12 protein-coding genes are annotated in these 13,283 nt (G+C 61.4%); 1 reads left to right on the plus strand and 11 read right to left on the minus strand.

Going from position 1 to position 13,283, the window contains the following annotated elements; translation table 11 throughout:
* Positions 1-35 precede the first annotated feature (35 nt).
* The 9 genes from rfbA to AC1RDJ_RS00790 all read right to left on the minus strand — a co-directional run bounded on the left by rfbA (position 36) and on the right by AC1RDJ_RS00790 (position 10,723).
* Positions 36-929, minus strand: a complete 894-nt coding sequence (gene rfbA, locus AC1RDJ_RS00750) for a glucose-1-phosphate thymidylyltransferase RfbA (RefSeq protein WP_289884591.1) — start codon at positions 927-929, stop codon at positions 36-38.
* The gene (gene rfbB, locus AC1RDJ_RS00755; protein WP_493026241.1) at positions 926-2,008 is read right to left on the minus strand and encodes a dTDP-glucose 4,6-dehydratase; all 1,083 of its coding nucleotides are present in this window, start codon (positions 2,006-2,008) and stop codon (positions 926-928) included. The genes rfbA and rfbB overlap by 4 nt, the downstream gene beginning before the upstream one ends.
* A gap of 914 nt (positions 2,009-2,922) precedes the next feature.
* On the minus strand, positions 2,923-4,209 hold the full coding sequence (locus tag AC1RDJ_RS00760; RefSeq protein WP_034785857.1) for a Glu/Leu/Phe/Val family dehydrogenase: 1,287 nt from the start codon (positions 4,207-4,209) through the stop codon (positions 2,923-2,925).
* 214 nt (positions 4,210-4,423) lie between these two features.
* A complete protein-coding gene (locus AC1RDJ_RS00765) occupies positions 4,424-5,401 on the minus strand; it encodes a LysR family transcriptional regulator (protein ID WP_493026242.1) in 978 nt (325 codons plus the stop codon).
* A gap of 44 nt (positions 5,402-5,445) precedes the next feature.
* Positions 5,446-5,940 (minus strand): hypothetical protein, encoded by a 495-nt coding sequence (locus tag AC1RDJ_RS00770; RefSeq protein ID WP_493026243.1) that lies wholly within the window; start codon positions 5,938-5,940, stop codon positions 5,446-5,448.
* Positions 5,940-7,763, minus strand: a complete 1,824-nt coding sequence (gene recQ, locus AC1RDJ_RS00775; RefSeq protein ID WP_493026244.1) for a DNA helicase RecQ — start codon at positions 7,761-7,763, stop codon at positions 5,940-5,942. Before recQ ends, AC1RDJ_RS00770 begins: the two co-directional genes overlap by 1 nt.
* 6 nt (positions 7,764-7,769) lie before the next feature.
* Positions 7,770-8,615, minus strand: a complete 846-nt coding sequence (locus AC1RDJ_RS00780) for an undecaprenyl-diphosphate phosphatase (RefSeq protein WP_071321789.1) — start codon at positions 8,613-8,615, stop codon at positions 7,770-7,772.
* 155 nt (positions 8,616-8,770) lie between these two features.
* Entirely contained in the window at positions 8,771-9,919 is a 1,149-nt protein-coding gene (locus AC1RDJ_RS00785) for an MFS transporter (protein WP_493026245.1), read from the minus strand.
* A gap of 33 nt (positions 9,920-9,952) precedes the next feature.
* Positions 9,953-10,723, minus strand: a complete 771-nt coding sequence (locus AC1RDJ_RS00790; protein WP_493026246.1) for a DeoR/GlpR family DNA-binding transcription regulator — start codon at positions 10,721-10,723, stop codon at positions 9,953-9,955.
* 240 nt (positions 10,724-10,963) lie between these two features.
* Here AC1RDJ_RS00790 and AC1RDJ_RS00795 point away from each other — a divergent pair, with 240 nt between their 5' ends.
* Complete coding sequence (locus AC1RDJ_RS00795; RefSeq protein WP_493026247.1) at positions 10,964-11,941, plus strand: DUF5655 domain-containing protein; 978 nt, start codon at positions 10,964-10,966, stop codon at positions 11,939-11,941.
* On the opposite strand, the gene AC1RDJ_RS00800 is transcribed toward AC1RDJ_RS00795, so the two are convergent.
* Entirely contained in the window at positions 11,938-12,219 is a 282-nt protein-coding gene (locus AC1RDJ_RS00800; RefSeq protein WP_493026248.1) for a YkgJ family cysteine cluster protein, read from the minus strand. The two genes, AC1RDJ_RS00795 and AC1RDJ_RS00800, sit on opposite strands and share 4 nt — an antisense overlap.
* Before the next feature lie 71 nt (positions 12,220-12,290).
* Entirely contained in the window at positions 12,291-13,160 is an 870-nt protein-coding gene (locus AC1RDJ_RS00805) for a head GIN domain-containing protein (protein ID WP_493026249.1), read from the minus strand.
* Between the last annotated feature and the right edge of the window lie 123 nt (positions 13,161-13,283).

Below are 13,283 nucleotides of genomic sequence, written 5' to 3' on the forward strand. Positions count from 1 at the left end.
CATTGTTTCAGCTAAGTAATGAACAGATTGGCATGCTAGAAAACGGTGTCATCGAGCAAGCGCAGCAAGTATTGTCCATAGGTGTTTTTTTTCAAGGGCTGCGCCAGGCTTTCCAGTTTTGCCGCGTCAATATAGCCTTTGCGATAGGCGATCTCTTCCGGACAAGCGATTTTCAAGCCCTGGCGTTTTTCGATGGTGGAGATGAATTGTCCCGCCTCCAGCAAGGATTCATGCGTGCCGGTATCGAGCCAGGCCATGCCGCGGCACATGATCTCGACGTTTAACTGATTGCGCTCAAGATAAGTGCGATTGACGTCGGTAATTTCCAGTTCGCCGCGCGCGGAGGGCACGATGCCGGCGGCGATATCGCACACCTGATTATCGTAGAAATACAGGCCGGTCACGGCATAGTTGGATTTTGGGCTGAGGGGTTTTTCCTCGATGCTGACGGCGCGTCGCTGGGCATCGAATTCGACCACGCCGTAGCGTTCCGGCGATTGCACATGGTAGGCGAAAACGGTCGAGCCGCTGGTGCGCGTCGAGGCGAGGCGCAACTGCGCTTCGAAGTTGTTGCCGTAATAGATGTTATCGCCGAGGATCAGTGCCGATGGCGCATCGCCAAGAAAGGCGCGGCCGATGATGAACGCCTGTGCCAGGCCCTCCGGCGCCGCTTGCACGGCATAGCTCAATTTGATGCCCCATTGGCTGCCATCGCCGAGCAGTTCCTCGAAACGCGGCGTATCTTGCGGCGTTGAAATGATCAGGATGTCGCGTATCCCTGCCAGCATCAAGGTGGTCAGCGGATAGTAAATCATCGGCTTGTCATATACCGGCAACAATTGTTTCGATATCGACATGGTCACGGGATACAGGCGGGTACCCGAGCCACCGGCCAGGATGATGCCTTTGCGTTCAATCGGAAAGTTCATGCTGTCGTTCCCTTGGTGTCGTTGCGTTCTGCATAGTTTTTCTGTACCCAGCTCAGGTAGTCACCGGACTGAACGTCGCGGACCCATGCTTGATTGTCCAGGTACCATTGAATCGTCTTGCGTATCCCCGTCTCGAATGTTTCGGCCGGTTTCCAGCCCAGTTCGCGTTCGATCTTGCGCGCATCGATGGCATAGCGGCGGTCGTGGCCGGGGCGATCCTGCACGTGGATGATTTGCTCCCGGTAGCTGCCGGACGCCTTCGGATCGAGGGTGTCGAGGATATCGCATAAGGTGTATACGACATCGAGGTTGGTCATTTCGTTCCAGCCCCCCACGTTATAAACCTCGCCTGGACAGCCCGCTTCGAGTACGCGGCGGATCGCCGAGCAATGGTCGCCCACATACAGCCAGTCGCGTACCTGCAGGCCATCGCCATACACCGGCAGCGCCTTGCCGGCGCGCGCATTGCTGATGATGAGCGGAATCAGCTTTTCCGGGAAATGGAAGGGGCCATAGTTGTTCGAGCAATTTGTCGTCAGCACGGGCATGGCATAGGTATGGAAATAGGCGCGGACCAGGTGGTCGGAGGCCGCTTTCGAGGCCGAGTACGGGCTATTTGGCGCATATGGCGTCATTTCGTGAAAGGGGGGATCCTGTGGCCCCAGGGTGCCATATACCTCATCGGTTGAGATGTGCAGGAAACGAAAATCGGCCTTGCGTTCGCCGCTCAGGCCGGACCAGTAGGCGCGTGCCGCTTCCAGCAGGCTGAAGGTGCCATTGACGTTGGTCGCAATGAATTCACCCGGGCTGTGGATGGAGCGGTCGACATGGCTTTCCGCCGCAAAATGCACGATGGCCCGCGGCTTGTATTCTGCCAGCAGGCGGGAGAGATGGTCGGTATCGCAAATGTCGCCACGCACAAAGATATGCCGCGGGTCGTGTTCCAGACTGGCCAGATTACTGAGATTGCCCGCATACGTCAGTTTGTCAAAGTTAATGACGGACTCATCGTTGAGCGCCAGCCAATCCCTTACAAAGTTGGAGCCGATGAACCCAGCTCCGCCAGTCACTACAATCATATCGCCATCCTATCGTTTGTTTCTTGGGCAGTGCTGAACTCGCTATTGCGCCTGGAGGAGCTCTGCAGGGGCATGGTGGATTTTTAGATATACCATTATTGTTCTTTTTTTTCGCTACGCAAGTAGTGCTTATGCGGCTTTGACCTGCCGCGTCATGCTGCCGGCAGGCGCCAGATTCAAGGACGACATCAGGTGGATGAATAATGCCGAACCCTGTTCAACGTGACGCGAGATGCTGAGTATAAACGACGGCTGGCATGCCGATAGGCTACTTGTGGGGATGGCCTTGCTGAGGCTTGCGCCCGCTGCACGGTCTCGCGTCGATGAAGGGAGGCGGGGAGAGCAGGTGGCGGGAGAAAGTGCCTAGTGGCGAGCTTGGCAAGCGCCCCTTGAAAAGGGCAATGCGGAGCAGACAAAAAAATCCCGCTCACACGCAGTGTGGCGGGATTTTTTAAAGCGCCAGCAACCCAATGGCGCCTGAAAAATGCCCAGGGCCAGGCGCCGCCCCGACGACAGTACGCGAGTACGGCGAGACGAAGCAACAACGCTCGGGACAATTTTTTAGGCAGCCATCGGGCATAGACAAAAAAATCCCGTTCACACGCAGTGTGACGGGATTTTTTCAAGTGCCAGCAACCCAATGGCGCCTGAAAAATGCCCAGGGCCAGGCGCCGCCCCGAAGACAGTACGCGAGTACGGCGAGACGAAGCAACAACGCCCGGGACAATTTTTCAGGTAGCCATCGGGCGCAGACAAAAAAAAACCCGCTCACACGAAATGTGGCGGGATTTTTTAAAGCGCCAGCAACCCAATGGCGCCTGAAAAATGCTCAGGGCTAGGCGCCGCCCCGACGACAGTACGCGAGTACGGCGAGGGGCAGGCAACAACGCCCTGGGCTTTTTCTCAGGCAGCCATTATGGGTACAGGCCGCGCACTTCGCGGGCTTGCAGCACGCGCGTGCACGCCAGGATGAAGGTGGCGGTACGCATCGACACTTTCTTCTCTTGCGACACTTGCCATACCGCGTCGAAGGCTTCGCGCATGATGCGGGTCAGGCGGCTGTTGATTTCCTCTTCCGTCCAGAAGAAGCTCGAGAAGTTCTGCGCCCATTCGAAGTAGCTGACGGTCACGCCGCCGGCGTTGGCCAGCACGTCCGGCACGATCAATACGCCGCGGTCGGTCAGGATATCGTCCGCTGCCGGCAGGGTCGGGCCGTTGGCGCCTTCCAGGATGATCTTGGCGCGGATGACTTGTGCGCGCTCGGCCGTGATCTGCTGTTCCAGCGCGGCCGGGATCAGGATGTCGCAATCGATGCCCCAGAAATCTTCGCGTGGCACGAATGCCTCGGCGCCCGGGAAGCCTTCGACGCTGCCCACTTCGGCCACGTGTGCCAGCAGTTGCGGGATGTTCAGGCCGCCGGCGTGCACGACGGTGGTCTTGTGGTCCTGTACCGCGACGACTTTCGAGCCGGCTTCAGCGAACATGCGGGCAGCGACGCCGCCCACGTTGCCGAAACCTTGCACGATGACTTTCGCGCCTTCGAGCGACATGCCGACCTTGGCGGCCGCATCGCAACCGACGACGAACACGCCGCGGCCCGTCGCATCGCGGCGACCCAGGCTGCCGCCCAGCGAAATTGGTTTACCCGTCACCACGCCGGTCGACATATTGCCACCGATCATGGCATAGCTGTCCATCATCCACGCCATGACTTGTTCATTCGTGTTGACGTCCGGTGCCGGAATATCCTTGTTCGGTCCGATGATCATGCTGATCTCGCTCGTGTAGCGGCGCGTCAGGCGCTGCAGCTCGTTGCGCGACAGGGTCTTCGGATCGACACGGATACCACCCTTGGCGCCGCCGTATGGCACGTTGACCGCCGCGTTCTTGACCGTCATCCAGGCCGACAGGGCCATCACTTCCGACAGGGTCACGTCCTGGTGGAAGCGCACGCCGCCCTTGCCCGGGCCGCGCGACAGGTTGTGCTGCACGCGGTAGCCTTCGTAGTGGGCAATGGTGCCGTCGTCGCGCTCGATAGGCACGTCGACCGTCAGGATGCGCTTTGGACGCTTCAGCGTTTCCACCCAGCGCGACAGGTTGCCCAGGTACGGCGTAACGCGGTCGATCTGCTCGAGGTAGACGCCCCATGGGCCAAGGTCTTCAGGATTCAGGTAGGAAGGAAGTGCGTGCTTGCTGGTCATGCTTGATAAGCTCCTGGACAAAACGGTGATGTAACACCAAAAAATCTGCAGAGCATCGCGATGATTTTTTGGCGTTCAAAAATGCTGTGGTAGGCGCACCTTGAGGTTGCGCGCAGCGGAACCGCATCGTAGGCGATAGCCTCATGCCCCGGCCAATGCTTTGTGCGCATCCGGTTATGCATTTATTGCATAGTTGTATTGTCAGGATTGCCAGTCAGGATTTGACGGCTTCGATGGCGCGCTTGCGGCGCTTGCCGGTGCGGGCCTTGCCTTCCTGCGACTGCACCAGGTATTGCCACAGGCTTTCGACGATCTGCTTGCCGGGACGCAGGCTGGACGGACGCTCGCGGTACAAACGGATTTCCAGCTCGATTTCCCAGCCTGGCGCACCGCCGTCGGCGCGCGCCAGGTGCTTGTACTTGACGTCGCGCATGACGGCCGATTCCGGTAGGAAGGCGATGCCGCGCCCTTCCAGTGCCATCATTTTCAGCCCTTCGGCCATGTCCGTCTCGTAGCAGGTGTCGAGGAACAGGGGAGCCTTGGCATCGGCCACCAGCAATTCCACCATGCGTCCCAGGTAGGCATTGTTGGTATAGGAGAGGAAGGGCAGCGGCTCCTTGGCGCTGCCGGGCAGGACGAAATCCGGCACCCGGTCCTGGCCGCAGCGCGCATATGCGCGCAGGGTTTCGCGGCCCATCACCAGCATGTCGTAGCGGCCCGGGTCCAGCTGCACCGGCTGGCGCGGATGGTGGTAGCACAGCAGCAGGTCGCAGCCGCCGTCGACCAGTTGCAGCACGGCGTCGTGCACGTTCAGCGCCATCAGGCGGCTGTTGATCGGCGCAAAGCCCTCTTCCAGCGCCGTCAGCCATTTCGGCATGAAGGTCAGCGACAGGGTGTGGGGCACGGCGAAATCGACGCTCGTCTGCGTGGCCGCCCGCTTACCGCGCAACAGGGCGCGCACGCCGTTGATCTGCCCCAGCATTTCCAGCGCCTGTTCGTAGAACACGGCGCCGGCCGGCGTCAGCCGCGTGGGATACGAGGTGCGGTCGACCAGGTCGATGCCGAGCCAGTTTTCCAGCGACTGGATGCGCCGCGAAAAGGCGGGCTGGGTGACGTGGCGCAGGGCCGCGGAACGGCTGAAATTATGCGTTTCAGCAAGCGAGATGAAGTCTTCCAGCCATTTGGTTTCCATCGCGGCAGCATTCCGTTATCAAGGGCAGAGGCAAGGTGAAGTGGTCAGGGCGTATCGGGCGATGCCGCCGGCTGGTACAGGGCGGCGGGCAGGCCAAAGAAGGATGGCGGGCCCAGAGTCGTCCCCTTGAGCGAGCCGCCCGCATTCAAGCCCTTGTTGATGGCCGACAGCAGGGAGCTGCGGTCGGCCAGGTTTTGCATCAGCGCGCGCGGGCCGTTGTGGAAGGTGTGCTGGGCGATGTCCACGGCGACGACAAAGATCGGTTCGCGGCGCATGGGGAACTCCACCCACTCGCCGTCCTCGTCCTGGGCGCAGAAGGTATCGGGCAGGGTCATGGTATCGGCGTCGGGCAGGTGCGACGCCAGCACCAGGCCGAAGGCTTCCGGCACCACGTCGGCCAGGCGGCGCACGGTGAGGTCGTCCTGCACCAGTAACCGTACTTGCGCTTCCACCGCGTCTTCGGCGTCGGGCTGGGCGCCGAGGATTTTCACGGCCTGGTAAATCAGGTCGGACGAGAGTGCTTCCATCAAATCTTGCATCAAATCATCTCCAGGATCATGGCGACGATTTCGTCGCCGTACGAGGCCAGTTTTTTCTCGCCCACGCCGCTCACGCCGCGCATCTGCTCGAGCGAAGTGGGCTTGGCCTTGGCGATTTCGCGCAGGGTGGCGTCGACGAAAATCACGTAGGCCGGCACGTTGTGCGTGCGCGCCGTCTCCACGCGCCACCAGCGCAGCTTGTCGAAGATCGCTTGCTCGCTGGTCGACAGGTCAGTCTCGACATAGCCTTTCGCCATGCTGGTGCTGCGCTTGCTGGTTTTCACCGGTTTCTGGTACTGGCGCAGCTGCACTTTCTGGCCGCCCTTGAGCACGGGGCGCGAGGCGTCCGTCAGTTTCAGCGAGCTGTATTGTTCATGGTCGACCGAGACGAGGCCCAGCGCGATGGCCTGGCGCAGGATCGACTTCCACTCCGCTTCGCCCAGGTCCGAGCCGATGCCGAACACGGACAGCGTATCGTGGTGCCAGGTCTTGATGCGTTCGGACTCCACGCCGCGCAGCACGTCGATCACGTGGCCGCCGGCGAAGCGCTGGTCGACGCGGTAGATGGCCGACAGCAGTTTTTGCACGGGCACCGTGCCGTCGAACGACACGGGCGGCACCAGGCAGGTGTCGCAATTGCCGCAGGGCGAAGCCGGTTCGCCGAAGTATTCGAGCAGGCGCATGCGGCGGCAGCTCAGCGTTTCGCACAGGCCCAGCATGGCATCGAGCTTGACGCCGAGCACGCGCTTGAAGGTGTCGTCCGCTTCCGATTCGTCGATCATGCGCCGCTGCAGCACCACGTCCTGCAAACCATACGCCATCCAGGCGTTGGCGGCCATGCCGTCGCGTCCCGCGCGTCCCGTTTCCTGATAATAGCCCTCGATGCTTTTCGGCAGATCCAGATGCGCGACGAAGCGCACGTCGGGCTTGTCGATGCCCATGCCGAAGGCGATGGTGGCGACCATGACGATGTTTTCCTCGCGCAGAAAGCGTGCCTGGTTGGCGCTGCGCTTGGCGTACTCCATGCCGGCGTGATAGGGCAGGGCGCGGATGCCGCTCTGGTTCAGGAATTCCGCCGTTTCCTCGACTTTTTTGCGCGACAGGCAGTAGACGATGCCGCAGTCGCCCGTGTGTTCCGTGTTGATGAAGTCGAGCAGCTGCTTGCGGCCGTTGGCCTTTTCCACGATCTGGTAGCGGATGTTCGGACGGTCGAACGACGAGACGAACTGGCGCGCATCGTCGAGCTGCAGGCGCAGGGCGATTTCGGCGCGCGTCTGCGGGTCGGCGGTGGCCGTCAGGGCGATGCGCGGCACGTCGGGGAACTGCTCGTGCAGCACCGACAGCTTGATGTATTCGGGACGGAAGTCGTGGCCCCACTGGGCCACGCAATGGGCTTCGTCGATGGCGAACAGGGCGATCTTGGAGGCCTGGAACAGGTCCAGGCAGCGCTGCGTCATCAGCCGCTCCGGCGCCACGTAGACCAGGTCGATCTGGCCCGTGCGTACCAGGCGCTCGATGCGGCTGGCCTCTTCGTAGGTCTGGGTGGAATTGAGGAAGGCGGCGCGCACGCCGACTTCGGCCAGCGCGTCGACCTGGTCCTGCATCAGCGCGATCAGCGGCGAGATGACGACGCCGACGCCATCGCGCAGCAGCGCGGGTATCTGATAGCACAGCGACTTGCCGCCGCCGGTGGGCATCAGTACCAGCGCGTCGCCGCCGTGGCTGACGTGGTCGACGATGTCGGCTTGCTGGCCACGGAAGGCCGGGTAGCCGAAAACGGTCTGCAGCAGGTCGAGCGCGCGCTGGTTAAGATCTTGATTCATAGTGCCTTATTCTGCCCAAACAACCCAGCCGTAGTGGGCGCTGGCCAACACCAGCAGGCCAAACACGATGCGGTACCAGGCAAAAAACGTGAAGTCGTGCGAGCTGATGTAGCGCAACAGCCAGCGCACGCACAGGAAGGCGGAGACAAAGGCGGCCACGGTGCCCAGGCCAAACAGGGGCACGTCGGTGGCCGACAGGATGTCGCGCGCTTTGTATAGCGAATAGAAGGTGGCGGCCAGCAGGGTGGGGATCGCCAGGAAGAACGAGAATTCGGTGGCCGTCTTGCGCGACAGGCCCAGCAGCATGCCGCCGATGATGGTCGAACCGGAGCGGCTGGTGCCGGGTATCAGCGCGAACGCCTGCGCGCAGCCCACTTTCAGGGCGTCGAACGGCGTCATTTCATCGACCGAGTTGACGCGCACGGTGACCGGGTTGGTGCGCGCGCGGCGTTCCACCAGCAAAATCACGATGCCGCCGATGATGAAGGCCATGGCGACGGGCACGGGCTTGAACAGCGCGTGCTTGATCATCTTGCCGATGGCCAGGCCGATGATGGCCAGCGGAAGGAAGGCGATGGCGACGTTCAGCACGAACTTGCGCGATTTTGCCTCGCTGCCGAAGGTGGTCAGCACGCTGCCGATGCGCTGGCGGTATTCCCAGCAGACGGCCAGGATGGCGCCGGCCTGGATGGCGATCTCGAAGACATCCATGACCTCTTTCGATACGTCCTTGGTAAAGTCGAGCAGGCTGCCGGCCAGGATCAGATGTCCGGTCGAAGAAATCGGCAAGAATTCGGTAAAGCCTTCGACCAGCCCCATGATGATGGCTTTTAACGCAAGAATGAGATCCATAGATGTATAAATGGGTATAAGTGACAGGATGGGGTGACCGCGTGACGCCAGCAATGCGCGCGGGGTCGAAGCTTACCACGAGAGAGGCCCGTGCTCCGGGTTTGGCTGCTGGCGGGCGGCGGTTTTTTAGCGTCGCCGCCAGGCGAGGGGAGGGGTCAGGCGCTCTGTTTGGCAGGCGCGGCCAGGCGCGCGCTGGCGGCCACCAGCAGCAGGGCGGCGCCCAGCATGCTGAAGGCGATATTCAGGCTGGTGGCATGGGCGACGAAGCCGATCACGGCCGGACCGGCCAGGATGCCCGCATAGCCGATGGTGGTGATGGCCGCCACGGCCAGGCTGGCCGGCATGGCGCTCTGGTTGCCGGCCGCCGTAAACAGGATGGGCACGATGTTCGCCGCGCCCAGGCCGATCAGCACGAAGCCGGCCATGGCCAGGCTGGCATGCGGCGCCAGCACGGCCAGGAAGAAGCCGCTGGCCGCGCACAGGCCACCGAAAGTAAGCACACGCTTGCCGCCAAAGCGGCTGACTACCTTGTCGCCCGTGAAGCGGCCCACCGTCATGGCGATGGCGAAGGCGGCGTAGCCGAGACCGCCCTTGGCTTCTTCCACGCCGCGCGTGGTGGTGAGGAACAGGGCGCTCCAGTCGAGGATGGCGCCTTCGGCCAGGAAGACGATAAAGCACAGCAGGCCGATGAAGATGACGGCGCCGTGCGGCATGACGAACAGCGGCGTCTTTTCGCCCGTGGCCGAGGCGGTCGGCAGCAAGTGGCCCTGGGCCGCGCCCAGCACGCCGCACAGCAGCAGCAGCATCACCACGCACGACCAGGCGGGCGTCAGGCCCAGCCACAGCAGCAGGGCCATGCAGGCGGCGCCGGCGAAGCCGCCCACGCTGAACAGCGCATGAAAGCCCGACATCATGGCGCCGCCATTGGCTTTTTCGATGATCACGGCCTGGATATTGATGGCCACGTCGAAGGTGCCCATGGCCGCGCCGAAGACCAGCAGTACCAGGCCCAGTTGCAGCGGGCTGGCGGCCAGCGCCAGGCCGGGCAGGATGGCGGTCAGGAGCAGGCCGGCGCTGACGATGACCTTGCGGCAGCCGAAGCGCGCCGACAGCATGCCCGTAAACGGCATCGCGCACAGCGAGCCGGCGCCCAGGCACAGCAGCAAGATGCCCAAGGTGGCTTCATCGAGACCCAGGCGCGACTTGGCGTAGGGCACCAGCGGCGCCCAGGCGGCCATGCCGAGGCCGGCGGCGAAGAAGACCAGGCGCGTGGCGCGTTGTTGCAGGGTGCCGGTAAGGTGCATGGGAGTGTTTCCAGAGTCAGGTGTGAATAAATGTCAGGCGCGGGAGCGCAGTACCTGCACGCCCAGCCGCTCAAAGGCGGCCGCGTGGGCCGCGTCGGCATCCGCTTCCAGCACCAGGTGCTGCAGCAAGCCCGTGGCCAGCACGCCGAATGGCGCGGCCGTGCCCAGCTTGTCGCTGGTGACGGCCACGACGACGGCCTTGCTGGCGCCGGCGATGCTGCGCTTGAATTCGGCCTCGTCGTAATTGAACGCCGTCACGCCCGCGCCCGCATCGGCGCCGCAAGCACCGAGGAAGCACAGGTCGGGATGCATGCGCTCCACGGTGCGCAGTGCCTGCGGGCCCAGGCTGGCGCCGGCGCGGCGGTCGACGCGGCCGCCAGCCATGATCAGCTCGATCTCGGGGCGCTCCATCAGCAGCATGGCGATGGCCGGAGCGTTGGTGACGACAGTGAGCGCCAGCTCTGGCAAGGCGCCGGCGATGGCCAGGTTGGTCGACCCCGCATCCAGGAACAGCACCTGGCCGGCGCGCACGAGGGACACGGCGGCCTGCGCCAGCCGTTCCTTGCGCTCGGGCGCTGCCTGCTTGCGCTGCGTCAGGCTGCCGCCGTCGGGCGCCAGCGGCAGGGCGCCGCCATACACGCGCTGGCACAGGCCGGCCGCCGCCATGTCGCGCAAGTCGCGCCGTATCGTGTCTTCGGACACGTCGAGCTGGCGCGCCAGGTCCAGCGCCAGCACGCGCCCATCGGCCTGCAATTGTTGCTGGATCAGCGCATGGCGTTGTTTGAGGAGCAGGGTGGTGGACATGGGTTTGGTTTAAAACGTGCAGGAATGTGCATAAATATACTCAAACGTGCAAAATTCGTCAATGTTTACCTGATCCAACAAGCGCAGGATTGCGACCATGCTGTGGATCTGACGTGATCGAGTCTGCGACATGCCCAGCCAAATGAATTTGCAAAAGAGACAAATTTACGTTTATGCTCATCGCCGATATCTATGATGCACCGCGGTGTTGACTCACCCGGGGAATAACGGAAAAAACTGATGAGCGACATTAAACTTTTTAAATTGGCGCATGGCCAAGCTTCGGAACTTCAAGGTAGCGCATCGGACTTGGAAAAACCATTGCAAACCTTGATTGAGGAAAACCTCGAAACATTGCTGAATATCCGTTTCTTGGCTAGCGAGTATTCGACGGGAAAAACACATGGCGGCCGCATTGATTCACTTGGATTAGATGAAAACAATTGTCCAGTCATTCTTGAATATAAACGGTCGGTTGGTGAAAATGTCATCAATCAAGGGTTGTACTACTTGGATTGGTTGATGGACCATCAAGCCGAGTTTAAATTTCTGGCACTCGATAAGCTTGGCAAGGTCGCGTCTGATGTAATTGATTGGAGCGCGCCACGGGTGATTTGCATTGCGGCTGATTTTACAAAGTTCGATAGCCATGCCGTCCAGCAGATAGGCCAGACGATTGAACTTATCCGCTACCGCCGATTTGACGAGGATCTGCTTCTCCTTGAATCTGTAACCGCCGGCATAGATCAATCAACAAAAAAAGTCCCGGCCAAACAGCATAAATCAACGCCAGCCAGGTTGGAGCCAATTGCTGCTGGATCTGCAGTCCTAAGTACGAGCCGGCCGACGGGATCAGACAAGGCATTTGTGGAAGTACTGGCAGATCTGTCGCAGCCAATGCGTCAGTTATTGACTTCGCTGGAGGATTACACGATGTCGTTGGGCGATGATGTGGAACGTAAAGAGCTGCGCCTGTATTTGGCTTTCAAACGGCTGAAGAATTTTGCGACAGTGGTAATCCATAAGAAGAATTGTCTTGTGCTGTACTTGCACATCGATCCAGCACCCGTATTGCAGGTGCTGCCAAAAGAGCGTGACGTGACCTCCATTGGGCATTGGGGCACTGGTAACCTGGAAGTAAGCATTAGTACGATCGCGGAACTTGATGCAGCAAAGCCTTTCATTTTTGCCGCGTACGCGGGCCTGCGCGAGTACTAATTGTCCGGCGTTGTTGCTTTTTCAAGCTGGTGTAGCCAACGCATTGCATATTCGCGATCAGTCCCGCACATGTCCTCGGACGGCTGCAAGCCGCCGCAAAACGCGGGCCGTTCCGGCTGGCCGAAGATGCGGCAGCGGTTGTCGTCGGCCAGTTGCACGCAGCGCACGCCCGCCGGCTTTCCATTCGGCATGCCGGGAATCGGGCTGGTGATGGACGGTGCGGTGCAGCAGGCGCCGCAGGACGGGCGGCATGCCAGGGAGACGGCGGGGGACGGCATGGCGGTGGGCTGAGTAGGGATAGAGGCCGACAGTATAGCAAGCCGGCCCCGGTGCGCCGCCGGGAACGCCTTTAGCGCACGATGCTGACGCGCTTGCCCGACAGGGTGCGGCGGGCCGGATCGCCATGCACGGTGATGCGGCCGGAACCGCTGGCGCGGGCATTGACTTCATTCTGGACGGTGACATCGATGTCGCCGGAACCGTTGCTCGCCAGATAGGCAATGTCGCTGCGCAGGGCGGCCAGGTTGATGTCACCGGAGCCATTCACGTTGGCGTCGAGGCGCTGCACGGCGCCGCTGGCGCTGATGCTGCCCGAGCCGTTGACGGCCACGTTGATGCGTTCGCCGCGCATGTTGCCCAACTGGATGCTGCCCGAACCGTTCTGGACCGCGTCCGTGTTGCCGCTGGCGAGGGCCGCCGCATTGATGCTGCCTGAGCCATTATTGGCCACGTCGAAGCGCCCCACCGTGCCCGACAATTCGCTCTTCATCGAACCGCGCTGCTCCAGGCTGAAGTCTTCTCCATTGAAACCGCTGGCCACCAGACGGCCAGAGCCGGAGATGCTGATCTTCTTCAATTGCGGCGTCGTGTAAATGACGTGGATGCCATTGCTACTGCGAATGTTCGTGTCGCTCCAGATGCGCAGGGTATTGCCGCTCACTTCGCTATGGATGCGTGGCTGCAGATTGCTGTCCGCCTCGATCACCAGCGACGTTGCCGGCCCGACGCGCACGTCGATCTTGAGATCGATGCGCTTCATGCTGTCGATGTCGAGCGTGTTGATGTTGCTGACCTGGCGCACGTCGCGGCTTACTTGTTCGTTGCCCTGGATGGCATTGCCACCGGAATCGGCATAGCGTACTTCGCCGTCGTTCGGGTTGATGACGATGGCGCAGCCGCCAAGGGCAACGGCACAGCACAGGGCCAGCAAAGTACGCATGGTGTTTCCTTTATGATTGTTTTAACCGCGGAATAAGAAAAAGCCGGCTGCCGCGCCGCGGCTGCCGTGCTGTCGATGAGAAGATAGCAAAGCCGATATGTTTGCTAAGGGGAAATGCGATGA

Source organism: Janthinobacterium sp. GW822-FHT07H10, assembly GCF_058798675.1.